Raw genomic sequence first — 25,409 nt, 5'->3', positions numbered from 1 at the left:
AGTGGAGGGAACCATGGCTGACGGTAAGAAACTGTCGTCGCTGGACGCGTCATTTCTCTATCTGGAAACGCCCGAGATGCCGATGCATGTCGGCAGCATGGCGATCTTTCGCTTGCCTGACGACTACAAGGGCGACTTCTTCGAAGACTTCAAGGCGATGATCGTCTCGCGGCTGCACATCGCGCCGATCCTGAAGGCGCGTTTGGAGAAGGCGCCGCTCGATATCGATCATCCGACCTGGGTCGAGGACGACCAGTTCGACATCGACCGTCACATCTTCCGCGCCAGCCTGCCGGCGCCGCGCGATCGCGCCACGCTGGAGCGCATCGTCGGCTGGATGCATGCCAAGCTCCTGAACCGCGCCCGCCCGCTGTGGGAATTCTACGTGTTCGAGGGCATGAAGGACAATGAGGTCGGGCTCTATTCCAAGATGCACCATGCCGCCATCGACGGCGGCGCCGGCGCCGCCCTGACCAACATGATCTACGACATCTCGCCGATCCCACGGAAGGTCGAGCCGCCGACCGGCGGGTCCAGGCCGCCCGGGCAGGAGCCGCGTGACATTGCGGCCAATCTGCTCGATTCGTATCAGCAGCTCTTCAGCCAGCCGCTCGAAGCCTCGGCTGCCGCAAAGAACCTGCAACTGCCGCGCACCGGCAAGAGCGATATCGGCTCGATCCTGTTCGACAATGCGATGTACCAGATCGAGAGCGCGGTCCGCTTCGCAGGCAATATTCCAACCATGGTCAAGAGCGTCTCCGACGTGCTCGGCAAGATCTCCGATCCGAAGTCGCGCGAGAGCCTCGCCAGCATGGTGTCGCCGCCGACCATGCTCAACAAGACGATCTCGTCGGAGCGGAGCTTTGCCGGGGTGTCGATCTCGCTATCGCGCTCCAAGGCGCTGGCCAAGCAGGCCGGCGGCAAGCTCAACGACGTGGTGCTGGCGCTCGCCTCCGGTGTCGTCCGCCGCTACCTGCTGCAATACGGCACGCTGCCCGCGAAATCGTTGACCGCGGCAGTGCCAATTTCATTGCGCGAAGAGGGCAACACCGAGGCCAACAACCAGGTGTTTGGCATGATCTGCTCGATCGCGACCAACATCGCCGATCCCAAGGCGCGGCTCGAGGCGATCATCGCGCAGTCGACCAAGTCCAAGGAGATGTCGCATCCGCTGCGAGCCCTGATGCCGCAGGTCTCCAATATCTCGATGCTGGGGGCGCCGATCATCGTCCAGATTCTGGCACTGCTCTACAGCCGCTCCGATCTGTCGGACGTGCTGCCGCCGGCGGCCAACATCACCGTCTCCAACGTGCCCGGACCGCGGCAGACGCTTTACGCGGCCGGGGCCGAGTTGCTGCACATCTTCCCGGTCTCGATCTCGACCCATGGGCAGGCGCTTAACATCACCGTGCAGAGCTACCGCGACCAGCTCGATTTCGGCTTCATCGTCGGCGCCAACATCATTCCGCACGTGCAGGTGATGTGCGACATGCTGCCGGAGGAGTTCGCCGCGCTGGAGGCGGCCTATGCGCCGCCGGCGACGGACATCAAAGGCGCGGCCGAATAGGACATCAGTCAGGAAGCTTGCAATGATTGAAATGCCGCCGCTCAAGTTCGCGCAGGCGAACGGAATCCGCATGGGCTACTACGAGGCAGGCCCGGTGACTGACAAACCGCCGGTTGTCTTGTGCCATGGCTGGCCCGAGCTCGCCTTCTCCTGGCGCCACCAAATCAAGGCACTGAGCGAAGCCGGCATCCGCGTGATCGCGCCGGACCAGCGCGGCTACGGCGCAACCGACCGGCCTGAGCCGGTCGAAGCCTATGACATGGAGCACCTGACCGGCGATCTCGTCGGGCTGCTCGATCATCTCGCCATCGAGAAGGCGATCTTCGTCGGCCATGATTGGGGCGGCTTCGTCGTCTGGCAGATGCCGCTAAGGCACCCGGCGCGCGTTGCCGGTGTCGTCGGTGTCAACACGCCGCATTGGGATCGCGCGCCGATGGATCCGATCGCGCTGTTCCGCCAGCGCTTCGGCGACCAGATGTACATCGTTCAGTTCCAGGATCCCGCGCGCGAGCCGGACAGGATTTTCGGCAGCCGCGTCGAGCAGACCTTTGATGCTTTCATGCGCAAGCCGCTCCTGCGGCCGGCGGCGAAATCGGAAGAAGCGCCGATCGCAGGCGTCGGCGCGTCGTCAAAGACCAATCTGGCGTTCCCGCAAATGATCGCGGCTTACGACGCCAAGGTCGATCCGCGTACGCCGATCCTGTCCGCCGACGAGAAGAAGGTGTTCGTCGACACCTTTACGACAACCGGCTTCACCGGCGGCATCAACTGGTATCGCAATTTCACCCGCAATTGGGAACGATCGAAGGGGCTGGATCACCACATCACCGTACCGTCGCTGATGATCATGGCCGAGAATGACGCCGTGCTGCCGCCGTCGGCGGCGGACGGCATGGAGAGACTGGTGGCTGACCTCGAGAAATATCTGGTGAAGGACAGCGGCCATTGGACGCAGCAGGAGAAGCCGGAAGAGGTCAGCGCCGTCTTGATCGAATGGCGTAGAAGGCGGTTTGGTTAGCTCGTCATTGCGAGCGGGGGGAAGCGTAGCAATGTCATCGAAGAACCGTCTGGATCCGATTCCGCAGCCGCCGACCAAGCCGGTGGTCGGCAACATGCTGTCACTGGACTCGGCCGCCCCGGTGCAGCATCTGACGCGGCTCGCCAAGGAGCTGGGCCCGATCTTCTGGCTCGACATGATGGGCTCGCCCATCGTCGTCGTGTCCGGCCATGATCTCGTCGACGAGCTCTCCGATGAGAAGCGCTTCGACAAGACGGTGCGCGGTGCCTTGCGGCGCGTGCGCGCGGTCGGCGGTGATGGGTTGTTCACGGCTGATACCAAGGAGCCGAACTGGAGCAAGGCGCACAACATCCTGCTCCAGCCCTTCGGCAACCGCGCCATGCAGTCCTACCATCCGAGCATGGTCGATATCGCCGAGCAGCTTGTCCACAAATGGGAGCGGCTCAACGCCGATGACGAGATCGACGTCGTCCACGATATGACCGCGCTGACACTCGACACCATCGGTCTCTGCGGCTTCGACTACCGCTTCAACTCGTTCTACCGGCGCGACTACCATCCTTTCGTGGAGTCGCTGGTGCGCTCGCTCGAAACCATCATGATGACGCGCGGCCTGCCGTTCGAGCAGCTCTGGATGCAGAAGCGCCGCAAGACGCTCGGCGAAGACGTCGCCTTCATGAACAAGATGGTCGACGAGATCATCGCCGAGCGCCGCAAGAGCGCCGAAGGGATTGATGACAAGAAGGACATGCTGGCCGCCATGATGACCGGCGTCGACCGCTCGACCGGCGAGCAGCTCGACGACGTCAACATCCGCTACCAGATCAACACGTTCCTGATCGCGGGCCACGAGACCACCAGCGGCCTTTTGTCCTGCACGATTTATGCGCTGCTCAAGCACCCGGACATTCTCAAGAAGGCCTATGACGAGGTCGACCGCGTCTTTGGCCCCGACGTCAGTGCAAAGCCGACCTATCAGCAGGTGACGCAGCTCACCTACATCACGCAGATCCTGAAGGAGGCGCTGCGGCTGTGGCCGCCAGCGCCCGCCTATGGCATTTCGCCGCTCAACGACGAGACCGTCGGCGGCAAGTACAAGCTCAGGAAGGGCACGTTCACCACGATCCTGGTGACCGCACTTCATCGCGACCCCAGCGTCTGGGGACCCAATCCCGATGCGTTCGATCCCGAGAATTTCAGCAAGGAAGCCGAGGCCAAGCGGCCGATCAATGCCTGGAAGCCATTCGGCAACGGCCAGCGCGCCTGTATCGGTCGCGGCTTTGCCATGCACGAGGCCGCGCTCGCGCTCGGCATGATCCTTCAACGCTTCAAGCTGATCGACCATCAGCGCTATCAGATGCACCTGAAGGAGACGCTGACGATGAAGCCGGAGGGCTTCAAGATCAAGGTCCGACCGCGCGCGGATCGCGAGCGCGGCGCCTATGGCGGGCCTGTCGCGGCTGCGGCTTCTGCGCCAAGGGCGCCGCGCCAGCCGACCACGCGGCCCGGCCACAACACGCCGATGCTGGTGCTCTACGGCTCCAATCTCGGCACCGCCGAGGAGCTTGCAACGCGCATGGCCGATCTTGCCGAGATCAACGGCTTTGCCGTGCATCTCGGGCCGCTCGACGACTACGTCGGGAAGCTGCCGCAGCAGGGCGGCGTGCTGATCATCTGCGCATCCTATAACGGCGCCCCGCCCGACAATGCGACGCAATTCGTCAAATGGCTTGGCGAGGATCTGCCCAAGGATGCTTTTGCCAGCGTGCGCTACGCCGTGTTCGGCTGCGGCAACAGCGACTGGGCCGCGACCTATCAATCGGTGCCACGCTTCATCGACGAACAGATGTCCAAGCATGGCGCCCGCGCGGTCTATCCGCGCGGCGAGGGCGATGCGCGCAGCGATCTCGACGGCCAGTTCCAGAAATGGTTTCCGGCGGCGGCCCAGGTCGCGACCAAGGAATTCGGCATCGACTGGAATTTTACGCGCACTGCCGAAGACGATCCGCTTTACGCGATCGAGCCCGTCGCGGTGAGCGCCGTCAACACCATCGTTGCCCAGGGCGGCGCTGTCGCAATGAAGGTTCTGGCCAATGATGAGCTTCAGAACAAGTCAGGGGCCAACCCGTCGGAGCGTTCGACGCGCCATATCGAGGTGCAACTGCCCGCCAACGTCAGCTATCGCGTCGGCGATCACCTAAGCATCGTTCCGCGCAACGATCCGACGCTGGTGGACTCCGTCGCCCGCCGCTTCGGCTTCCTGCCGGCCGACCAGATCAGGCTGGAGGTCGCCGAGGGCCGGCGCGCGCAATTGCCGGTCGGCACTGCCGTGTCGGTCGGACGCCTGCTCAGCGAGTTCGTCGAGTTGCAGCAGGTGGCGACACGGAAGCAGATCCAGATCATGGCCGAGCATACCCGCTGCCCGGTCACCAAGCCGAAGTTGCTGGCTTTCGTCGGCGAGGAGGCGGAGCCGCTCGAGCGCTATCGTTCCGAAATTTTGGCCAAGCGCAAATCGGTGTTCGACCTGCTGCTCGAATACCCAGCCTGCGAACTGCCGTTCCACGTCTATCTGGAAATGCTCTCACTGCTGGCGCCGCGCTATTACTCGATCTCGTCCTCGCCGTCGGTCGATCCGGCCCGTTGCAGCGTCACCGTCGGCGTGGTCGAAGGACCGGCGGCCTCAGGGCGCGGCACTTACAAGGGTATCTGTTCGAACTATCTCGCCAACCGTCGTGCGGGCGATATGGTCTACGCAACGGTGCGCGAGACCAAAGCCGGTTTCCGGCTGCCCGACGATCCCTCCGTGCCTGTCATCATGATCGGCCCGGGCACGGGGCTCGCGCCGTTCCGCGGCTTCCTCCAGGAGCGCGCCGCGCGCAAGGCCAAGGGCGCCAGCCTCGGACCGTCCATGTTGTTTTTCGGCTGTCGCCATCCCGACCAGGACTTCCTCTATGCGGATGAGCTGAAGGCGCTGGCTGCGAGCGGCATTACCGAGCTTTTCACCGCGTTCTCGCGGACGGATGGCCCCAAGACCTATGTACAGCACGTGCTCGCCGCGCAGAAGGACAAGGTCTGGTCGTTGATCGAGCAGGGCGCGATCATCTATGTCTGCGGCGACGGCAGCAGGATGGAGCCTGACGTGAAGGCGGCGCTGGTTGCGATCTACCGCGAGAAAGGCGGTGGCGATGCGGCTGCGGGAGCCCGCTGGATCGAGGACATGGGTGCGGGCAACCGCTATGTGCTGGACGTCTGGGCCGGCGGGTGACCGCCAGCCTAATCGTGCTAAACGTCCCCCATGATTCTCTGGGAAAAGCTCGACACCGCCAAAATCCCCGGCTCCGACGAGGAGCTCCGCCTGATGCGGCGGGGCAAAGAGTTTTCCATCAAGCTCGGCACCAACGAGCTGATGAACAGCCGCCTGTCGGGCTCCGAAGCAGCTCTCGCAACGCTTGCGGCCAAACAGATCGAGAAAATAACGAAGCCAGCCGTTCTGATCGGTGGCCTCGGCATGGGCTTTACGCTGCGCGCTGCGCTCGCCGTGCTCGGCAGCAAGGCAAAGATCGTAGTCTCTGAACTAGTGCCTGCGGTCGTCACCTGGGCGCGAGGTCCGATGGTGGAGGTCTTCGGCGACAGTCTCGATGATGCCAGGGTGAGCATCCGCGAGATCGACGTCGGCGAAATCATCCGCGCGGGAAGCTCGGCCTTCGATGCCATTCTGCTCGATGTCGACAACGGGCCGGAAGGGCTGACCCGCAAGGGCAATGACGCGCTCTACAGTGCGCGCGGATTGACGGCGGCAAAGGCGGCGCTGCGGCCTGGCGGCGTGCTCGCTGTCTGGTCGTCGGGGCCGAACCCCGCGTTCACAAAACGTCTCGGTCGTGCCGGCTTCGATGTCAACGAGGTCAATGTGCGCGCCACCGGCAGGGGCGGCGGCGCGCGCCACGTGATCTGGATCGCGAAGAAAGCTTAAGCTGCCTTCGCCGCGGCACCATGCGCGTGCTTGTCGATCGCGCCGATGATCTCGGGCCAGAACCGCATCGGCAGCGCGTGGCCCATGCCCTCGATCATCAACAGCTTTGCGCCCGGAATTGACGCCGCCGTGTCCTTGCCGCCTTCAAGGCGCACCAGCGGATCGACTGTGCCGTGGATCACCAGCGTCGGCGTGCTCACGCCATGTAGCCGCTCCTTGCGGCTGCCGGAGGCGAGCACCGCGCGGAGCTGCCGGCCGACGCCGGCCGGATTGAGCCCGCGGGCGAAGACGCGTTCGGCGCGGCCTGGATCGAGCGCTTCTTCCTCGGGAAAGGAGCCGGCGCGCAACACTTTCCAGGTCTGGCCGTAGCGAGCGATGAATTCGTCCTTGCTGCGCGGCGGGGGGGCCATCAGCACGGCGGCAGCCTCACGAGTCGGCGGGGGCACGCGCGGATTGCCTGTCGTCGACATGATCGAGGTCAGCGAGCGCACGCGCTGCGGAAACGACAGTGTCACCTCCTGCGCGATCATGCCGCCCATGGAGGCGCCGACCAGATGTGCCGACTTGATGCCGAGCGCATCCATCAGACCGACCGTGTCCTTGGCCATGTCGATCAGCTTGTAGGTTGCGGCGACCGGAATCCTGAGGAAGCGCAGCTTGAGCAGCTCGAGCGGTGTCAGGCGCTTGCCGCCGGTCAGATGGCTCGACTGTCCGATGTCGCGGTTGTCGAAGCGGATCACGCGAAAGCCGCGGGCGGCGAGCTGTTCGCAGAACGCATCGTCCCAATGAATCATTTGCGCCCCGAGCCCCATGATCAGCAGCAGCGGCTCGGCATCGTCGTTGCCGAAAATCTCGTAGCAGATGTCGATGCCGTTGGCGCGGACCGTCTGCGGCGGCTGATGGGCGGAGGCGTTCACCGGATTGTTCCCTCGTGGCAGGTCCGAATTGTATCGCATGGTTTGCCGTCGCAAAGAAGCCGTGCGTGCGACATCGCCCTGTCGCTTAGCCGTTGACCGGCCCGTCGCAACGGTGTGGTATGGCGGCAAAAGAAGGGCGTAAGAAGCCCTCGTGACCTGGAGGACGCCGATGACCGACAAGATCACCGACCCTGTCGCCCTGTGGCAGAAGATGGTTGGCGAGATGGAGAAGGGCTTCAACTCCTTCGCCACCAAGGCGATGGAGACGCCCGAATTCTCCCAGGCCATGAATCGGGCCGGCGGCGCTGCTGCAGGTGCTCAGAAGCAGTTCGGCGATCTCATGGAGAAGTATTTGCTCTCGATGAACCTGCCGAGCCGCGAGCAGATGACCGGCATCGCCGAGCGCCTGCAAGCCATTGAAGGGCAGATCGGCGAGATCAGGTCGATGCTGAGCCAGATGTCGGCGGCGTCAGGCGGATCGCCGATCGATGCCGCTCCGCGGCCGCCGCGCACCAAACGCCCGCCGCCTGAAGGCGGAGGGCCAAAATGAACGCGACGACGGGACTTGATTTCGCGGCGATCCCGGAGCGCATCCAGGCCGAGGTGCAGCGCGCCATCCAGCGCAGCATCAAGGGTGTGGAATATTTTTCGACCTCAGGTCCCGCGCTCGGCTCGACGGCGAAGGACGTGCTGCATTCGCGCGGCACGATGAGCCTCTACCACTACCGGCCGATGTCGGACGAGATCTACCGCGTGCCCGTGCTGATCGTGATGGCGACGACCAACCGCGGTTACATCCTCGATCTCGTGCCCGGGCAGAGCTTCATCGAGTTCCTGCTGAGACGCGGCTACGACGTCTACATGCTCGACTGGAGCGCGCCGCGGCCGGAGGAGCGAAGCCTGCGCATGGAGGACTATGTCCTCGACTTCATTCCGGATTGCGTCCGCCGCGTGCAGGCCGATTCCGGCGAGCAGGACGTCTCCGTGATCGGCTATTGCTTCGGCGGGGTGCTGTCGCTGCTCTACGGCTCGATCTTCCCGGACGGGCCGATGAAGAATCTGATCTGCTTCACCACGCCGATCGATTTCCGCGAGATGAAGCTGTTCTCCAATTTCTCCGACCGCCGCTATTTCGACGTCGACCGCCTCGTCGACAGCGTCGGCAACGTGCCGCCGGAGATGATCCTGTCCTCGTTCGAGATGCTGCGTCCGGCCTCGCGCGCCGCGAGCCAGATCCAGCTCTGGGAAAACATCTGGAACGACGAGTTCGTCAAGTCCTACCGGATGTTCGACCGCTGGGCGACCGACACGCTGCCGCTGGCGGGCGAATATTTCCGCACCATCACCAAGGACCTGATGTGGGACAACAAGCTCTACAACGACACCATGTCGGTCGGAGGGCGGCCAGCGAAGCTCGAGGCCATCAAGGTGCCGATCCTGCACGCGGTCGCCGAGCATGATCACATCGTGCCTTATGACGCGGCCAAGCATTTGATCACCAAGATCGGCTCGGCGGACAAGGAAGAGGTGATGCTGAAAGGCGGTCACGTCTCGCTGGTCGCCGGCGCCAACGCCATCAAGCGGCTGTGGCCGAAACTGGATTCCTGGCTGGGGACAAGATCGACATGAGTGAGCAGCGTTCCTATCCGCGTCGCGTCAGGACCGACGCGGGCGATATCGAGATCCGCCTGATGTCGCCAGCCGATGAAGCGGCCGTGCTCGCCTTCGGCCAGGGCCTGCCGACCCACGACCTGCTGTTCCTGCCGCGCAACATCAGCGAGCCGAAGGTGCTGTCGGCCTGGGTCAAGGAGATCGCGCGTGGCGCCATTCAGAGCCTGCTCGCGGTCAGGGGTGGCACGGTCGTCGGCTGCGGCACACTGGTGCGCGACCCGCATTCCTGGTCGCCCCATGTCGGCGAGATCCGCATGGTAGTGTCGCAGGACGTGCGCGGGAAGGGAGTCGGCAAGGCGCTGTCGCAGGAGACCTTTGCGCTCGCGCTCGGGGCCGGGCTGGAGAAGCTCTCGGTCCAGATGACCGTCGACCAGCAGGCGGCAATCGCGCTGTTCGAGAGCCTCGGCTTCAAGGCCGAGGCGCTGCTCCGCGACCATGTCCGGGACGTCGACGGCAAGACCCACGACATCGTCGTGCTCGGCCACAACATCGCGCAGGTCCAGGCCCAGATGGAGGCCTATGGGCTGCCGGGCGCCGTCCAGCACTAAAGGCGCCGTCCAGCATTAGAGGGCGCCGTCCAGCACTGAAAACTCGAAAACAACCCCATGCACAGTAGGCGGTTGGCCAGAAAGGCAGCGGTTTGCCTCCAGATCGGGCTGATCACGAATTCGTGATATCGCGATGCAACATGAATATTGCATCGCACAATTAACTATGCCATATAGGCGGTACCCCGGGCCATCGAGGACGGGGTGAGCCCATAGCTCAACCCAATGAGGATGGAGAGAACCCCATGACCACCGAAACCAACACTGCCTTCGAGGGCTTCAAAGACGCTTTCAAGAACATCCAGAACCTGGAAGTTCCCGAGGCTGCCCGCGAATTCGTCAAGAAGACCGCCAACACCGCCAAGGACCGTGCTGCCGAGGTGTTCGCCGGCTCCGAGCGCGTGACCGCTGCCGTCGAGAACGCGGTGACCGAGTCCGTCACTGAAGCCGGCAAGATCAGCCGCAACATCCAGCAGGCGATCTACGACGACGCCCAGGCGTTCTTCGCCGGTATCGACCAGCTCGCATCCGCCAAGTCGTTCAGCGAAGCCGTCGAGATCCAGTCGAGCCTGCTCCGCGCCCGCGGCGAAGCGTTCGTCTCGCGCGCCAAGGCGACCACCGACTATCTCGGCAAGCTCGCCGCCAACGGTGCGAAGTCCGCTCAGGACAACTTCGCCAAGGTCTACAACAAGACCGCCTGATCTGGCTCCCTGAGACCAAACTGAAATTTGAGGCCCGCTTCGGCGGGCCTTTTGTTTTGTCTCTTGCGTTCCCCGGATGCAGTGCAGCGCGCCGCTCTTGCGGCGTGGTGCACTGCTGATCCGGGGTCCATCGGTTTGCTGGGTCCCGGCTCTGCGGCGCATCGCTTCGCACTGCACCGCGTCCGGGACACACGGGGATCGGCACGCTAAGTTTGTATCATGGCGATTCAATCCACCTTCTCCTTCGACAGTCCCGGCGACGCCGAACGCGCGGCCGAGCTGCGCCGCGTGAAAGCGCTGGCGACGCTGGTGCTGGCCTCGACTTTGGCGCTGTTCATCGTCGCGAAATGGCTGCTGCCGGTGCACCCCGTGTTCGGCTTCATCGCCGCTTTCGCGGAGGCCGCGACCATCGGCGGGCTCGCCGATTGGTATGCCGTGGTGGCGCTGTTCAAGCGGCCGCTGGGCCTGCCGATCCCGCATACCGCGATCATCCAGAGCAACCAGGCCCGCATCGCCGACAAGCTCGGCGAGTTCATCCAGGTTCATTTCCTCGAGGCCGGTCCGGTCGAGGCCAAGCTGAACGAGATCGATTTCGGCTCGTTCGTCGCCGACTGGCTGCGCGATCGCAAGCGCAGCGATGATCTTGCGCGCTTTGCGCTGCGACTGCTGCCGGAGGCCGTGTCCGCGACGGAAAGCTCCGGCCTGATGACCTTCATCATCCGCCGCATGTCCTCGCAGATCCAGGCCATCGACCTCGCGCCACTCGCGGCCGGCACGCTGCGCGGCTTCGTCGCGGAAGGACGCCACCAGATCCTGTTCGACGACCTCCTGCGCATCATGCACGAGACGCTGACTCGAGCCGAGACCATGACGATGATCCGCGAGAAGGTGCGCGCGGAATTGCCGACCCTGCTCAACCTCTATCGCGCCGACAAGTTTCTGGTGAACAAGATCGTCTCGTCCGCCACAGCCTTCTTCAACGAGGTGCGCAGTGATCCCAAGCATCCGTTCCGCGGCGAGTTCGACCGCATGGTGCTGAGCTTCGTCGACCGGCTCGGCACCGACCAGGCTTATATCGACCGCATCGATGGGCTGAAGCGCGATCTGCTGGCACGGCCCGAGCTTGCCGATCTCGCCCGCACGGTCTGGGCCAACACGCGCTCCTTCATCGAGCGCAGTGCTTCGGGCGAGACGCAGGTGCTGCAGCATCATCTCGCCGGCATGTTCGTCTCGGCGGGCGATGCACTCGCCGCCGACGCCGAGCTGCGCGGTGAAATCAACAAGGGCCTGGTCACGGTGCTGCGCAGCTTCGTCGCCGACCAGAAGAGCGGCGTCTCGACCTTCATCTCCGACCAGGTCAAGGCGTGGGACATGGCGCAGCTGATTTCGCTGATCGAAATCAACATCGGCCGCGACCTGCAATACATCCGCTTCAACGGCTCGCTGATCGGTGGACTCGCAGGTCTTGCGCTCTACTCCGTAGAATTCCTGCTCCGATTGTTGTGACTTTTGCGTCACGCCCAACAGCATTAACGCGCGGGCCTATTGTCGCCTCGCGTCTCTGCCGCTTGAATGTGTGGAACCGGCCGCCTAGCTGATTCATGTTGCGTTGCGGAACGATCAAGAAGCCGGCGTATTGGAATTCATGCCCATTGCCGGCATCGCGGCCGGTGGGCTCTTCAGGAATTCTTCCCAAGGGGATCCATTGATGACCGCTCCTGCCCAGACGCTGCGTCCGCCGTCCCGTACCCTGATGTTTCTGGAAGGGCGCGCGATTCACGAGTTCGGCGCTTTCCTCGGCGCGCTGCCGCTGCTGAGCCTTGCGCCGCGCGGCGACGGGCATCCGGTGCTGGTGCTGCCGGGTCTGGTGGCCTCCGACGAGTCCACGCGCGCGCTGCGCACCTTTCTGGCCGCCAAGGGCTACGCCGTGAGCGGCTGGCGCCAGGGCCGCAATTATGGCCTGCGCGAGGGCGTACAGAATGCGATGGTCGATCTGGTCGAGGAGCTCAACGACAAGCACGGTCGCAAGATCAGCCTGGTCGGCTGGAGCCTTGGTGGCCTCTATGCGCGGCAACTGGCCAAGATGATGCCCGAGCGCGTGCGTCAGGTCATCACGCTCGGCAGCCCCTTTGCCGGCCATCCCCGGTCGACCAATGCCTGGCGCGTCTATGAATGGGCGAGCGGACGGAAGTCCGACGAAGTCGATCCGCGCTTCGGTGGCGAGCTCGCAGTGCCGCCGCCGGTGCCGACTACCGCCATCTTCAGCCGCACCGACGGCGTCTGCGCCTGGCAGGGCTGCATGGAGAAGACGGGAGCGCAGACCGAGAGCATCGAGGTCGAAAGCAGTCATTGCGGCATGGGCCACCATCCCGCCGTCGTCTACGCGGTCGCCGACCGCCTCGCGCAGAAGGAAAGCCAGTGGCGCCCGTTCGATCGCAGCGGCTGGCGCAGCCTCGCCTATCCCGATCCGCATCGCTGATCTTTCTTCGCCTCTCCCGCTTGCGGGAGAGGGAGCGCAGTTACCCGTCCATTGTCCCGCCCGCACCAAACGCGCTAAGCCTGCGGCATGGCGCATCCGCTCTCCCGCATCATCGACCAGCTCAAGCGTGAGCCGTCACGCACGGGCTCCATCGTCATCACCATGTTCGGCGACGCCATCGTGCCGCGCGGCGGTTCGGTGTGGCTTGGTACGCTGCTGGCCTTCTTCGAGGGTTTGGACATCGATGCCGGTGTGGTGCGCACGGCGATGTCGCGGCTTGCCGCCGACGGTTGGCTGTCGCGCGAAAAAGTTGGCCGTAACAGCTTTTATCGCCTCGCCGAGAAAGGCCGTGAGACGTTCGAAGCCGCGACGCGTCACATCTACGATCCGCTGCCCTCCGACTGGACCGGCCGCTTCGAGCTGTTGCTGATCGGCAATGGCTGGGATCGTGATGCCTCGCGCGAAGCCTTGCGCAATGCCGGTTTCGGCAGCCCGCTGCCGGGCGTGTGGGTCGCGCCGTCGGGCGTGCCGGTGCCGGAGGAGGCGGCAGGCGCCATCCGCCTTGAGGTGTCGGCCGAGGATGAAAGCGGGCGCCGCCTGCTCAGCGCGAGCTGGCCGCTCGAGCGCACGGCGGACGCCTATCTGAAATTCATGAAGACGTTCGAGCCGCTACGCGCCGCACTCGCGCGCGGCTCCGAGCTGTCCGAATCCGACGCTTTCACTGCGCGCATCCTGCTGATCCACTATTACCGCCGCGTCGTGCTGCGCGATCCGCTGCTGCCCGAAAGCCTATTGCCGGCGGACTGGCCGGGCAGGGCCGCCCGCGAACTCTGCGGCGAGATCTATCGCGCGCTGCTTGCTCCGTCCGAACAATGGCTTGATGGCCATGGGACCAACGAGAAAGGCCCGCTGCCGCCAGCGCGAAAGCTCCTGGAAAGGAGGTTCGAGGCCTGATCAACATGTTACAGAAATATCTTGCATAGCGTAATTTCTGTTATATATTGCCCCTAACGAAACGGGAGGACTGCGCATGTATACCCAGGCGCTGAACGCGGCCGAGACCGACGATCGGGGTCTTGAGGACGCAGGCCGCGCTGCGCAGTTCCAGGCCCGCATAGATGCCGAGGAGCGCATCGAGCCGAACGACTGGATGCCGGCGGCCTATCGCAAGACGCTCACCCGCCAGATCTCCCAGCACGCCCATTCCGAAATCGTCGGCATGCTGCCCGAAGGCAATTGGATCACGCGCGCGCCGACCTTGCGCCGCAAGGCCGCGCTGCTCGCCAAGGTGCAGGACGAATGTGGCCACGGGCTCTACCTTTATGCAGCCGCCGAAACGCTTGGCAGCTCACGCGAAGAGCTGGTCGACGCCATGCTCGCCGGCAAGGCCAAATATTCCTCGATCTTCAATTATCCGACGCTGACCTGGGCCGATATCGGCACCATCGGCTGGCTGGTCGATGGCGCCGCGATCATGAACCAGATTCCGCTATGCCGCTGCTCCTACGGCCCCTATGCGCGCGCGATGATCCGCGTCTGCAAGGAGGAGTCGTTCCACCAGCGCCAGGGCTACGAGATCATGCTGACGCTGTGCCGCGGCTCGGACGAGCAGAAGGCGATGGCGCAGGATGCGTTGAACCGCTGGTGGTGGCCGGTGCTGATGATGTTCGGCCCGCCGGATGCGACGAGCCAGCACAGCGACACCTCGACCAAATGGAAGATCAAACGCTTCTCCAATGACGAGCTCCGCCAGAAGTTCGTCGATGCTACCGTGCCGCAGGCGCAATATCTCGGTCTCACCATTCCCGATCCCGGCATGACCCAGGATGCGGACGGGCACTGGCGTTACAGCGAGATCGACTGGACCGAGTTCAAGCAGGTGCTCGCCGGCAACGGTCCCTGCAACCGCGACCGCATGGCTGCGCGCCGCAAGGCCCATGATGACGGCGCCTGGGTGCGCGAGGCCGCGGCCGCCTATGCCGCCAAGCGCGCGCAGCGTCAGACCGCACAAGCCGCGGAATAAGGAGATCAAGATGGCCACGCCGAACACGCCGCTGTGGGAAGTCTTCATTCGCAGCCGCAACGGGCTCGCGCACAAGCATGTGGGTTCGCTGCATGCGAGCGACGCGACCATGGCCTTGCAAGCCGCCCGCGACATCTACACCCGCCGCGGCGAGGGCCTGTCGATCTGGGTCGTGCCGTCGACCGCGATCACTGCAAGCGATCCCGCCGAGAAGGGCATGATGTTCGAGCCTGCGGAATCGAAGATCTACCGGCATCCGACCTTCTACGAGGTGCCCGAGGAAGTGGGGCACATGTGATGGGGTTGATGTGATGTCTTGCGCCAACATCCAGGTCTCCGAAACACCGCTGGTGCTCTTTGCCCTGCGCCGTGCCGACGATGCGCTGATCCTCGGTCACCGGCTGTCGGAATGGTGCGGGCACGCGCCGATGCTGGAAGAGGACATGGCGCTCTCCAACATCGCGCTCGACCTGATCGGCCAGGCGCGCGAGCTCTACAGCTACGCGGCCAAGGTCGAGGGCGGGGACAACGACGAGGACAAGCTCGCGTATTTGCGCGATGTCAGGCAGTACCGCAATCTGCTGCTGGTCGAGCAGCCGAATGGCGACTTCGCCCAGACCCTGGTGCGGCAGTTCTTCTATTCTGCGTTCGCCGACCTCTATTGGCGCGCGATGATGACCTCGCGCGATACGACGCTCGCCGCCGTCGCCGCGAAGTCGGAGAAGGAGAGCGCCTATCATCTGCGCCATGCCTCGGAATGGATCATCCGCCTCGGCGACGGCACGGACGAGAGCCACGCGCGCGCGCAACGGGCGATCGATCATCTCTGGGCCTTTACCGGCGAGATGTTCGCCGTCGATGACGGCGAACGCGCGCTGATCCATGCCGGTATCGCCGTCGATCCCGGCACCTTGCGCGGCCGCTGGCTGACGACGCTCTCCGACGTCGTCAGCGAAGCAACGCTTCGCCTGCCTGAGAACGACTGGATGCAGCAGGGCGGTCGTGCCGGCCGCCATAGCGAGCATCTCGGCCATCTGCTGTCCGAGCTGCAATCGATGCAGCGCACGTTCCCGGGGCAGACATGGTGACGGTTCTGGAGCGCGACAGCGAGCTGCGCCAGCGCGCCTGGGACGCCGCGGCGAGCGTGGTCGATCCCGAGATTCCGGTGTTGACCATCGCCGATCTCGGTGTGCTGCGCGACGTCACCCTCGATGGCGACCATGTCGAGGTCGCGATCACCCCGACTTATTCGGGCTGCCCGGCGATGAACATGATCGCGCTGGAAATCGAGATCGCGTTGGAACGTGCCGGCTTCCACCAACCGAAGGTGCGGACCGTGCTGTCCCCGGCCTGGACCACAGACTGGATGAGCGAGGAAGGCCGTCAGAAGCTGCGCGCTTATGGGATTGCGCCGCCGCAATCTTCACACTCACGCCGTGCACTCTTTGGCGAACAGACGGTGACGTGTCCGCAATGCGGCTCGGACAAGACCGAACTGCTGTCCGAATTCGGCTCGACCTCGTGCAAGGCGCTGTGGCGCTGCAAGGCCTGCCGTGAGCCCTTCGATTACTTCAAGTGTCATTGAGAGACGCACGATGCCATCCCCATCGTCATTGCGAGCGCAGCGACTTGTCCGCCGAAGCTTTAGCGAAGGCGGAAGCAATCCAGACCGTCTCCGCGGCGGGTTTCTGGATTGCTTCGCTGCGCTCGCAATGACGGCTCTGGCTCAAATTTAGGGTGCTTGTAATGTCCGCAGCCGCACCGCGCTTTCACCGCCTGGCCGTCAACGACCTCCGCCGCGAAGCGTCGGACGCGGTCTCGATGACCTTCGCCATCCCCCGCGAACTCGCCGACGATTACGCTTTCAGCCCGGGCCAGTACCTCACGCTGCGCACCATGCTCGATGGCGAGGAGGTGCGGCGCTCCTATTCGATCTGCTCCGGCCCTGATGACGGCGAGATCCGCATTGCCGTGAAGAAGGTCGACGGCGGCGCATTTTCAAGCTGGGCGGCGGATGAGTTGAGACACGGCGACGAGCTCGACGTGATGACGCCGACGGGCCGTTTTGGTGTGATCCCTCTCACCGAGGCCGGGCGCATCCATGTCGGCTTTGCCGCGGGCTCCGGCATCACGCCGATCCTGTCGATCGTCAAGGGCGTGCTGGCGCGCGAGCCGGACAGCCGCTTCTTCCTGTTTTACGGCAATCGCACGACCGACAACATCATGTTCCTCGAGGCGCTCGAGGAGCTGAAGGATCGCTTCATCGACCGCCTTTCGATCTTCCACGTCATCTCCGGCGAGGAGCAGGACATCCCGATCCTGCATGGCCGGCTCGATGGCGACAAGGTGAGGGTGCTGTTGCGCTCGCTGGTGCCGGCGACAAGCGTCGACCATGTCTTCATCTGTGGTCCATCAGGCATGAGCGAAGACATCGAGGCGACCTGTCGCAAGCTGGGCATCGCCGATGATCGTATCCACGTCGAGCGCTTCGTCTCCGAGTTCGGCGGCAAGCCCAGGCCCAAGAAAGTCGTTGCGCCCGACGCGCCGCCGAAGGCGATCGCCTCGCTGATCATCGACGGCAAGCGCCGCGACGTGCCGGTCGCGGAGGACGAGGCGATCCTCGATGCCGCGCTGCGCGCCGGCGTCGATCTGCCCTTCGCCTGCAAGGGCGGGATGTGCTCGACCTGCCGCGCCAAGCTGGTCGAGGGCGAGGCTCCCATGGACATCAATTATTCGCTGGAGCCCTGGGAATTGAAGGCCGGGTTCATCCTCACCTGCCAGGCCAAGCCGTCGTCCGAGCGGGTCGTGGTCGACTACGACCACGTTTGACAGCCTTGATCATCAGGCAGAACATCATGGGCAAACATTTCGCCGGGAGAAGCGCGTGAACGTCAAAGCCGCCCTGTCGCCTGAAGATGTTGCCCGCGCCTGTGCCGATGCGATGTGGGCGGAGGACGATGCCTCCAAGGGCCTCGGCATGGAGATCGTCGAGATCGGCCCGGGCTTTGCGACGCTGGCCATGACGGTGCGGCCGGACATGGTCAACGGCCAGCGTATCGCCCATGGCGGCTTCATCTTCACGCTGGCCGATTCCGCTTTCGCCTTTGCCTGCAATTCCCGCAATGACCGTGTTGTCGCAGCGCAGGGGCAGATCACCTTTATCAAGCCCGGCAAGCTCGGCGATCGTCTCGTCGCCAAGGCGCGGGAGGTGACCCGCGGTGGCCGCTCCGGCATCTATGACGTGCGCGTCACCGCAGGTGATACCGTCATTGCTGAATTTCGCGGGCATTCGCGTGTCATTCCGGGCACGTGGCTGCCGGCGCAAGAAAAATAAGAGACCAATAAAGAGAAGAACGCACATGTGGGGAAACGAGTATGGCTTCGACGAAGCTGAAGGACGGCGGCCACGTCTATAGGGCCGAGATGGACGCGCATGAGCGCGCCTCACGCGACGAGATCATGGCGCTGCAGACGCAGCGGCTGGCCTGGTCGCTGAAGCACGCCTATGACAATGTCGCGCATTATCGCGAGGCCTTTGACAAGGCGGGCGTGCATCCATCCGATTTTCGCGAGCTGTCGGACCTCGCAAAGTTTCCGTTCACGGTGAAGACGGACCTTCGCGATAACTATCCCTTCAATATGTTCGCCGTGCCGCGCGAAAAACTGGTGCGCGTGCATGCCTCGTCGGGAACGACGGGCAAGCCGATCGTGGTCGGCTATACCCAACGCGACATCGACACCTGGTCGGAGGTCATGGCGCGCTCGATCCGCGCCGCCGGCGGCCGCACCGGCATGATCATCCACAATGCCTATGGCTATGGCCTGTTCACCGGCGGGTTAGGGGTGCACTACGGCGCCGAAAAGCTCGGCTGCACGGTGGTTCCGATCTCCGGCGGCATGACCGAGCGGCAGGTGCAGCTCATCAATGACTTCCGCCCCGACATCATCACGGTGACGCCGAGCTATATGCTGGCGATCCTCGACGAGTTCAAGCGGCAGAAGCTCGATCCGCGCCAGTGCTCGCTCAAGGTCGGCATTTTCGGTGCGGAGCCCTGGACCAATGCGATGCGCAGCGAGATCGAGGATGCCTTCGACATGGATGCGACCGACATCTATGGCCTGTCGGAGGTGATCGGCCCCGGCGTCGCGCAGGAATGCATCGAGACCAAGGACGGGTTGCACATCTGGGAAGACCATTTCTACCCCGAAGTGATCGACCCCGAGACCGGCGCGGTGCTGCCGGACGGTGAGAAGGGCGAGCTGGTGTTCACCTCGCTGACCAAGGAAGCTTTTCCCGTCATCCGCTATCGCACCCGCGACCTGACGCGGCTGCTGCCGGGCACCGCGCGGCCGGGCATGCGGCGCATGGAGAAGGTGACGGGCCGCTCCGACGACATGATCATCCTGCGCGGCGTCAATTTGTTCCCGACCCAGATCGAGGAAGTGCTGCTCGCGACAGACTGGTGCGGCGGCCACTTCATCCTGGAGCTGACCCGCGAAGGCCGCATGGACGAGCTGACCATCATCGCCGAGGCGCGGCCTGAGAGCTGGGACGGTCGCGGCCTCGTCGACCATGCCGACCGGATTTCGACCCATATCAAGAACACGATCGGCGTCAGCTCCAGGGTCCAGGTGGTCGCACCGGCGACGCTGGAGCGCTCGCTCGGCAAGGCCAAGCGGCTCTACGACAAGCGGCCCAAGGACTGATCAGCACCGATCAAGCGTTGACTTGACGGATTGACTTGACCGCCCCCAAAGGCGACAAGGCCCGCGAGAAATCACGGGCCTTTGCCATGTCGCCAGCCGAAACCAAGACCGTCGAAGCGCGCTGCGTTCGCCTCAATGCCAAGGCCGAAAACGCTGCTGCGCTCGCGCCCGATGTCGAGCGTCACACGCTGACGCGCGGCCCGAACGATCTACTGATCGAGGTGAAGGCCGCCGCCGTCAACCCGTCCGACGTCAAGGCTGCGACCGGGCTGATGCCCTATGCCGTGTTCCCGCGCACGCCGGGCCGAGATTACGCCGGCGTGGTGATCGACGGTCCGGCCGGCACGATCGGCCGCGAAGTGTTCGGCTCTTCCGGCGATCTCGGCATCCGCCGCGACGGCACGCATGCGAGCCATCTCGTGGTCGAGGCGGACGCTGTGGTGGAGAAGCCGAAAACGGTGTCGTGGGAGGAGGCCGCCGGCATCGGCGTGCCCTTCGTCACCGCGATGGAAGGTTTTCGCCGCGCCGGCGTTCCGAAGCCCGGCGAAACCGTGCTGGTGTTCGGCGTCAACGGCAAGGTCGGGCAATCAGCGGTGCAGATCGCGACCTGGCAGGGCGCGCGCGTCATTGGCGTGGTGCGCAAGGCGGAAGCCTATGGGGGGCACAGCAATGCGCCGGTCGAAATCATCGACGCTTCCGCAACGGACGTCGCCTCGCGCGTGCGCGAATTGACCGGCGGCAAGGGCGCCGATATCGTCTTCAACACGGTCGGCGACCCCTATTTCCAGGCGGCGCACAAGTCGCTTGCGTTGCGTGGCCGTCAAATCCTGATCGCCGCGATCGATCGCATCGTGCAGTTCAACATCCTCGAATTCTATCGCGGCCAGCACACCTATGTCGGCATCGATACGCTCGGTCTCTCCTCCGTCACAACGGGCGCCGTGCTGCGCGATCTCGGCCCGGGCTTTGCGAGCGGCCATTTGAAGCCGTTCCCGATCAAGGCGAGTGCGATCTATCCGCTCGAGCGCGCGAAGCAGGCCTATGTCGCCGTCGCAGGCTCCTCGCGCGATCGCGTGATCCTGAAGCCGTGACGATGGAAACCACCCAACTCGTCATCCTCGCCGGCCTCACCATCGGTCTCGTCTACGGCTCCGTCGGCCTGCTCAGCGGCTTCTGTCTGATGAGCAGCATGCGCGGATGGCTGGCGGAGGGGGACGGGCGGCTGGTGCGGTCCTATGCGCTGGCGATCGCAGTCGCGATCGCCGCGAGTCAGTTCCTCGCGGGGGACGGCATGGTCGATCTCGGCAAGTCGATCTATCTGCAGCAGACCTTTTCGGCGCCCGTGCTGTTCCTGGGCGGCCTGCTGTTCGGCTACGGCATGGTGCTCTCGAACGGCTGCGGCTCGCGCGCGCTGGTGCTGCTCGGCCGCGGCAACCTCCGTTCCTTCGTCGTCGTGATCGTGCTCGCGATCGCAGCGCAGATGACGCTCAAGGGGCTGATCGCGCCGGCGCGTATCGCGCTGGTTCAGGCGTCGCAAACCAATGTTGACGCGAATTCGTTGCCGTCGATGTTGGCGACGCTGGGTATGGGCGAAGCAGTTTCGCGCGGGCTGGCCGCGACCGCGATCGTCGTTGCGCTGATCCTATTTGCCTTCGCCGATCCGGCATTCCGTCGCTCGCCGGGCCAGATCGCGGCGGGCGCCGTCATGGGCGTTCTCGTTGCCGGCGGCTGGTACGTCACCGGTTATCTCGGGGCCGACGACTTCAATCCCGTCCCTGTGACCTCACTCACCTTCATCGCGCCGATCGCCGATAGCTTGCAATACGCAATGCTCTCGACCGGCCTGACGCTGAACTTCGGCATCGCGACGGTCGGTGGCGTATTCGCCGGCAGCCTGGTCACTGCGCTCGTCACGGGGCGCTTCAAGCTCGAAGGCTATTCCTCGCCGCGCCACATGCTGCGGTCGGCCGGGGGCGCCGCGCTGATGGGGATCGGCGGCGTGATGGCGTTTGGCTGCTCGATCGGGCAGGGGCTCACCGGCGTCTCGACGCTTGCGGTCGGCTCGTTCATCGCAGTCGCCGGCATCCTGCTCGGCACGACGGCAGGCCTGCGCGGTAGTTTGCGCGTTCAGCCGCTCGCGGCTGCCTGACGGCGCAGCAACCGGTCGCCGAGAGTCGCCAGGCCAATTCCGGTCACGATCAGCGCGGCTGCGACGACGAGGCTGATGTCGATCGGCTCGCCCAGCAGGATCGCCGCGCTGGCGATGCCGACGAGCGGTGTCCCCGTGGTGCCGAGCGCCGTCGTCAGTGCCGAGATGCTCTTGTTGACCATCGACATCGCCCAATAGGCCAGCGCCGTCCCGATCAGGCCGGAATAGAGAAACAGCAGCACCAGCTTCCACGACCATTCCGCGTGCGGCAGGCCATCGGTGACGACAGCCAATGCCGTGAGCACGATGGTTGCAACAAGCACCTGCCAGATCAGGAGCTGGAGCGGAGAGCCGATCCAGCGATGCGCCCTGAGATAGATGATGTTCGCGGCCCAGGAGATCGCGGCGAGGATCACCATGCCGGCACCACACAGGACGTTGCTGTTGGTCCAGTCGATCGAGGTGGGATTCAGGATGACGGCAAGGCCGACCAGGCCGAACAAGGCGCCGGCAAGCTTCGGTGCCGTCAGCGTCTCCTTGCCGAGCATGGGCGCAGCGATCGCGACCCAGAGCGGCGTGGTGTAGCCGAGCACGATGGCCTTGCTCGCGGGCAGGAAGCGCACACCGGCCGCAACCAGGACGGAGAAGATGGTCATGTGCAGCAGCGCCACGCTCAGGATGACAGGGATGTCGCGCCGCTCCGGGATCACCAGATTGTTGCTCGCCTTAAGGATCACGAACAATCCGGCCAGCGCGATCCAGCTCCGGATCGCCGACGTCCACAGCGGCGGCAGGAACTGGACGAGCTGCTTCGTCATCGACCAGTTCACGCCCCAGGCCAGCACGACGATCAGGAACAGGCCGATGGCGGCACGGGGGGAGAGGGAAGAGTTCATCGCAAGGTCCTTGCAGCGGCCTGACGCGGTGGATAGCATCCGGTCTGGCACCTGAAAAAGTGCCAGATTGGAAAGGAATAAGGTGCCAGTTTCCGACGGCGTGATCGCCGGCCTGATCGACCTGAACCGGGCCGACGAGCAGGGGCTGGTGGCGCAATTGACGGGCCAGCTTCGCGGCCTGATCGCGGCCGGCCGCATCGCCAAGGGCCGCGCGCTGCCGTCCAGCCGTCGGCTCGCGGGCGATCTCGGCGTCTCGCGCAACACCGTCACCTATGCGTTCGAGCAACTGGCCGCGGAAGGTTATGTTGCGGCATCGCATGGACGTCGCCCTGTGGTGACGGTCGACGGCAGTGAACGCATTGAAGGCCCCGACGTTGCCGCATCGAACGCGCGCTCCGCGAGGCCGCAGCTTTCGCCCTGGGCCTCGAAACTCAAGCAGACCGACTGGCCGATGTCCTATCAGGCGCAGCTCAAGCCGTTGCGGCCGGGGCATGGCGATTTCAGGGAGTTTCCGAACGAGGTCTGGGCGCGGTGCCTGCGTCGCAGCGCCGTGCGCGCGGTCAAGCGTGAGTTGGGTCCGGTCAATCGCACCCGGCTGCGCGAGGCGCTGGCGCATTACCTGGAGAGCAGCAGAGGCGTTCGCGCCACCGCGGACCAGATCATGATCCTGCCGAGCGCACAGGCCGCGTTGACCTTGATCGCCGCAGTGCTCATCACGCCGGGCGATGGGGTCTGGGTCGAAGATCCCGGTTATCCCGGTGCCGCGGCCGCCTTTCGCGCATCCGGCGCGCGGGTATCAGGCATCAGGCTGGATGAAGAGGGCATGCAGCAGATGCCTGATATGGCCGCGCCAAAGCTCGTCTTCATGACGCCGTCGCATCAGCACCCGACCGGTCGGCTGATGTCGCTGGCCCGCCGCACCGCCTTTCTCGGGTCGAGCAGGCCCGGCAGGACCTGGATCGTCGAGGACGATTACGACGGCGAATTCCACTATGACAGCCGCCCGGTGCCATCCCTGCAAGGGCTCGATGCCCTCGGCCGCGTGTTCTACGTCGGCACGTTCTCGAAGGCGATGACGTCGGATATCCGGCTCGGCTATCTCGTCGTGCCTGCGGCGCTGGTCAGCACATTCGAGATCGCGCAGCGGCACATCGGGTTGATCGCGTCCAGCCATATCCAGGAGGCGCTCGCCGAGTTCATCGCCGACGGACATTTCCTCGCACATCTGCGCCGGATGCGCCGGCTCTATCATATCAGGCGCGATCATCTCGTCGCGGGGCTGGAGCGACATCTCGGTGAGATGCTCTCAGTCGAGGTGCCCTCGGGTGGCATCCAGCTGGTCGCGCGCCTCAAGCGCAGCCGCGGCGATCAGGCGGCGGTGAAGCGGCTGGTCGATGCCGGCGTTGAAACGCGCGCGCTATCCAGCCTGGCGCTGGGCAAGCCGCGCGATCATGGCCTGCTGCTGGGCTTTGCGGCCTGGCGCGAGAGCGAGATCAGCGCGGCCGTACGAACGATGGCGGCGTGCTTCTAGTCCACGGCCTTGGTGACGATGCGGATCTCCGAGGTCAGCGTCCGGTGCACCGGGCACTTGTCGGCGATCTCCATCAGCTTCTTGCGCTGCTCGGCATCGAGCGCGCCGTCCATCGCGATGTCGCGCTCGATCTGGTCGAGCATGCCGTCGCGCGTCTCGCACTCTGCGCAGTCCTTGGCATAGATCTTTGAATGCTTCAGCGTGACGGTGACGCGGTCGAGCGGCAGCGATTTGCGGTCGGCATAAAGGCGCATGGTCATGGAGGTGCAGGCGCCGAGACCTGCAAGCAGGAAATCATAGGGGCCAGGACCGGCATCCTCGCCGCCGGCAGCTTTCGGCTCGTCGGCCACCAGATGATGCCGCCCGACGGTGATGAGCTGGTTGAACTTGCTCTTGCGGGTCTCCTGCACCACGACCCTGCGCGGCTCCTCGGGGAGATCCATCGCTGTTGCGGGCTCGACTACGTCGATGTAGCGGCTCGCCCAGGCCGCAATCACATCGGCGGCATAGAGCGCATCGGCCGGCTTCGTCAGAAGGTGATCGGCATGGTCGAGGGAGACGAAGCTCTTGGGATGCCTCGCCGCAACGAAAATCTTGGTCGCGTTGTCGATGCCGACGGTGTCGTCGACCGGCGACTGCATCACCAGCAGCGCCTTGTGCAGGCCGGTGACGTCCTTCATCAGCTCTTGCTCGACGACATCGTCGAGGAATTCGCGCTTGATCCGGAACGGGCGTCCGGCAAGCGATACTTCGACCTCACCCTGTGTGCGGATCGCATCCACATGTTCCCTGAACAGGCCGGTGACATGGGCCGGGTCCGACGGTGCTGCGATGGTGACGACGGCTTTTGCCTCTGGAATCTTGGCGGCGGCAGCCAGGATCGCGGCGCCGCCCAGGCTGTGGCCGATCAGGATCGACGGCGCCTTGCGCGTGGAGCGGAGATGATCGGCCGCGCGCACGAGATCGGCGACGTTCGAAGAGAAGGTCGAATTGGCGAAATCACCTTCGCTGGAGCCGAGCCCGGTGAAGTCGAAACGCAGCACCGCGATGCCCTTGGCGGCGAGCGCGACGGAGATGCGCTTGGCTGCAAGCGTATCTTTGCCGCAGGTAAAGCAATGCGCGAACAGCGCGTAGGCTGAGGGCTCGCCGCCCGGCAGCTCCAGCGCGGCTGCGAGCTGATGACCGCCTTCACCGATGAATTGGAAGCGTTCGGTCGGCATGGGCTTCCCCCT

Annotated in this window: 24 protein-coding genes; 21 read left to right on the top strand and 3 right to left on the bottom strand. The window is 64.5% G+C overall.

The features are described from left to right. Positions 1-13: 13 nt before the first annotated feature. The 4 genes from XH91_RS24760 to XH91_RS24745 are packed head-to-tail and all read left to right on the top strand — an operon-like array spanning position 14 to position 6,555. Positions 14-1,567, top strand: a complete 1,554-nt coding sequence (locus tag XH91_RS24760) for a WS/DGAT/MGAT family O-acyltransferase (RefSeq protein ID WP_128953007.1) — start codon at positions 14-16, stop codon at positions 1,565-1,567. A gap of 22 nt (positions 1,568-1,589) precedes the next feature. Next, positions 1,590-2,585: an alpha/beta fold hydrolase gene (locus XH91_RS24755; RefSeq protein WP_164933782.1), complete on the top strand. Its 996-nt coding sequence runs from the start codon at positions 1,590-1,592 to the stop codon at positions 2,583-2,585. Between the two features lie 31 nt (positions 2,586-2,616). Further along, positions 2,617-5,850 carry a bifunctional cytochrome P450/NADPH--P450 reductase gene (locus XH91_RS24750; RefSeq protein ID WP_128953005.1) on the top strand — a complete coding sequence of 1,078 codons (3,234 nt, stop codon included), beginning with the start codon at positions 2,617-2,619 and terminating at the stop codon, positions 5,848-5,850. A gap of 30 nt (positions 5,851-5,880) precedes the next feature. Continuing rightward, positions 5,881-6,555, top strand: coding sequence for a spermidine synthase family protein (locus tag XH91_RS24745; RefSeq protein WP_128953004.1), 675 nt, complete (start codon positions 5,881-5,883; stop codon positions 6,553-6,555). Here the strand turns inward: XH91_RS24745 and XH91_RS24740 are convergent. Continuing rightward, positions 6,552-7,511 carry an alpha/beta fold hydrolase gene (locus tag XH91_RS24740; protein WP_128953003.1) on the bottom strand — a complete coding sequence of 320 codons (960 nt, stop codon included), beginning with the start codon at positions 7,509-7,511 and terminating at the stop codon, positions 6,552-6,554. The genes XH91_RS24745 and XH91_RS24740 overlap by 4 nt on opposite strands. Positions 7,512-7,641: 130 nt before the next feature. Here XH91_RS24740 and XH91_RS24735 point away from each other — a divergent pair, with 130 nt between their 5' ends. The 16 genes from XH91_RS24735 (at position 7,642) to XH91_RS24660 (ending at position 21,750) form a co-directional block, all read left to right on the top strand. Continuing rightward, a complete protein-coding gene (locus tag XH91_RS24735) occupies positions 7,642-8,022 on the top strand; it encodes a hypothetical protein (protein ID WP_128953002.1) in 381 nt (126 codons plus the stop codon). Continuing rightward, positions 8,019-9,101, top strand: a complete 1,083-nt coding sequence (locus tag XH91_RS24730; RefSeq protein ID WP_128953001.1) for an alpha/beta fold hydrolase — start codon at positions 8,019-8,021, stop codon at positions 9,099-9,101. Before XH91_RS24735 ends, XH91_RS24730 begins: the two co-directional genes overlap by 4 nt. Then, positions 9,098-9,691 (top strand): GNAT family N-acetyltransferase, encoded by a 594-nt coding sequence (locus tag XH91_RS24725; RefSeq protein ID WP_164933780.1) that lies wholly within the window; start codon positions 9,098-9,100, stop codon positions 9,689-9,691. Before XH91_RS24730 ends, XH91_RS24725 begins: the two co-directional genes overlap by 4 nt. Before the next feature lie 245 nt (positions 9,692-9,936). Beyond that, complete coding sequence (locus XH91_RS24720; protein ID WP_128952999.1) at positions 9,937-10,392, top strand: phasin; 456 nt, start codon at positions 9,937-9,939, stop codon at positions 10,390-10,392. Between the two features lie 219 nt (positions 10,393-10,611). Beyond that, positions 10,612-11,898: a DUF445 domain-containing protein gene (locus tag XH91_RS24715; RefSeq protein ID WP_128952998.1), complete on the top strand. Its 1,287-nt coding sequence runs from the start codon at positions 10,612-10,614 to the stop codon at positions 11,896-11,898. Between the two features lie 202 nt (positions 11,899-12,100). Further along, positions 12,101-12,871, top strand: coding sequence for an esterase/lipase family protein (locus tag XH91_RS24710; protein ID WP_128952997.1), 771 nt, complete (start codon positions 12,101-12,103; stop codon positions 12,869-12,871). An 87-nt stretch (positions 12,872-12,958) separates the two neighbouring features. Then, positions 12,959-13,825 carry a phenylacetic acid degradation operon negative regulatory protein PaaX gene (gene paaX / locus XH91_RS24705; RefSeq protein WP_128952996.1) on the top strand — a complete coding sequence of 289 codons (867 nt, stop codon included), beginning with the start codon at positions 12,959-12,961 and terminating at the stop codon, positions 13,823-13,825. 76 nt (positions 13,826-13,901) lie between these two features. Next, positions 13,902-14,894, top strand: coding sequence for a 1,2-phenylacetyl-CoA epoxidase subunit PaaA (gene paaA / locus XH91_RS24700; RefSeq protein ID WP_128952995.1), 993 nt, complete (start codon positions 13,902-13,904; stop codon positions 14,892-14,894). Positions 14,895-14,904: 10 nt separating this feature from the next. Next, positions 14,905-15,192, top strand: a complete 288-nt coding sequence (paaB, locus tag XH91_RS24695) for a 1,2-phenylacetyl-CoA epoxidase subunit PaaB (protein WP_008136594.1) — start codon at positions 14,905-14,907, stop codon at positions 15,190-15,192. Between the two features lie 13 nt (positions 15,193-15,205). After that, complete coding sequence (gene paaC, locus XH91_RS24690) at positions 15,206-15,982, top strand: 1,2-phenylacetyl-CoA epoxidase subunit PaaC (RefSeq protein WP_164933779.1); 777 nt, start codon at positions 15,206-15,208, stop codon at positions 15,980-15,982. Continuing rightward, complete coding sequence (gene paaD / locus XH91_RS24685; protein ID WP_128952993.1) at positions 15,976-16,479, top strand: 1,2-phenylacetyl-CoA epoxidase subunit PaaD; 504 nt, start codon at positions 15,976-15,978, stop codon at positions 16,477-16,479. Before paaC ends, paaD begins: the two co-directional genes overlap by 7 nt. A 161-nt stretch (positions 16,480-16,640) precedes the next feature. Next, entirely contained in the window at positions 16,641-17,723 is a 1,083-nt protein-coding gene (paaE, locus tag XH91_RS24680) for a 1,2-phenylacetyl-CoA epoxidase subunit PaaE (protein ID WP_128952992.1), read from the top strand. Between the two features lie 55 nt (positions 17,724-17,778). Further along, complete coding sequence (paaI, locus tag XH91_RS24675; protein WP_128952991.1) at positions 17,779-18,228, top strand: hydroxyphenylacetyl-CoA thioesterase PaaI; 450 nt, start codon at positions 17,779-17,781, stop codon at positions 18,226-18,228. A 41-nt stretch (positions 18,229-18,269) separates the two neighbouring features. Continuing rightward, complete coding sequence (gene paaK / locus XH91_RS24670) at positions 18,270-19,601, top strand: phenylacetate--CoA ligase PaaK (RefSeq protein WP_128952990.1); 1,332 nt, start codon at positions 18,270-18,272, stop codon at positions 19,599-19,601. Between the two features lie 86 nt (positions 19,602-19,687). Continuing rightward, on the top strand, positions 19,688-20,692 hold the full coding sequence (locus tag XH91_RS24665) for a quinone oxidoreductase family protein (RefSeq protein WP_128954982.1): 1,005 nt from the start codon (positions 19,688-19,690) through the stop codon (positions 20,690-20,692). Positions 20,693-20,694: 2 nt separating this feature from the next. Then, entirely contained in the window at positions 20,695-21,750 is a 1,056-nt protein-coding gene (locus XH91_RS24660; protein ID WP_164933778.1) for a YeeE/YedE family protein, read from the top strand. Here the strand turns inward: XH91_RS24660 and XH91_RS24655 are convergent. Further along, on the bottom strand, positions 21,729-22,646 hold the full coding sequence (locus tag XH91_RS24655) for a DMT family transporter (RefSeq protein ID WP_128952988.1): 918 nt from the start codon (positions 22,644-22,646) through the stop codon (positions 21,729-21,731). The two genes, XH91_RS24660 and XH91_RS24655, sit on opposite strands and share 22 nt — an antisense overlap. 100 nt (positions 22,647-22,746) lie before the next feature. Between XH91_RS24655 and pdxR the strand changes: the two genes are divergently transcribed. After that, positions 22,747-24,177, top strand: coding sequence for a MocR-like pyridoxine biosynthesis transcription factor PdxR (pdxR, locus tag XH91_RS24650; protein ID WP_206733501.1), 1,431 nt, complete (start codon positions 22,747-22,749; stop codon positions 24,175-24,177). On the opposite strand, the gene XH91_RS24645 is transcribed toward pdxR, so the two are convergent. Further along, positions 24,174-25,397, bottom strand: coding sequence for a bifunctional alpha/beta hydrolase/OsmC family protein (locus XH91_RS24645; RefSeq protein ID WP_128952986.1), 1,224 nt, complete (start codon positions 25,395-25,397; stop codon positions 24,174-24,176). The two genes, pdxR and XH91_RS24645, sit on opposite strands and share 4 nt — an antisense overlap. Positions 25,398-25,409 lie beyond the last annotated feature (12 nt).

Origin of the sequence: Bradyrhizobium guangzhouense (genome assembly GCF_004114955.1) — a bacterium.
GTDB classification, from domain to species: Bacteria; Pseudomonadota; Alphaproteobacteria; order Rhizobiales; family Xanthobacteraceae; genus Bradyrhizobium; species Bradyrhizobium guangzhouense.
The sequence above is the reverse complement of the archived record's forward strand: the minus strand, read 5'-3'. Positions and strand labels throughout refer to the sequence as shown.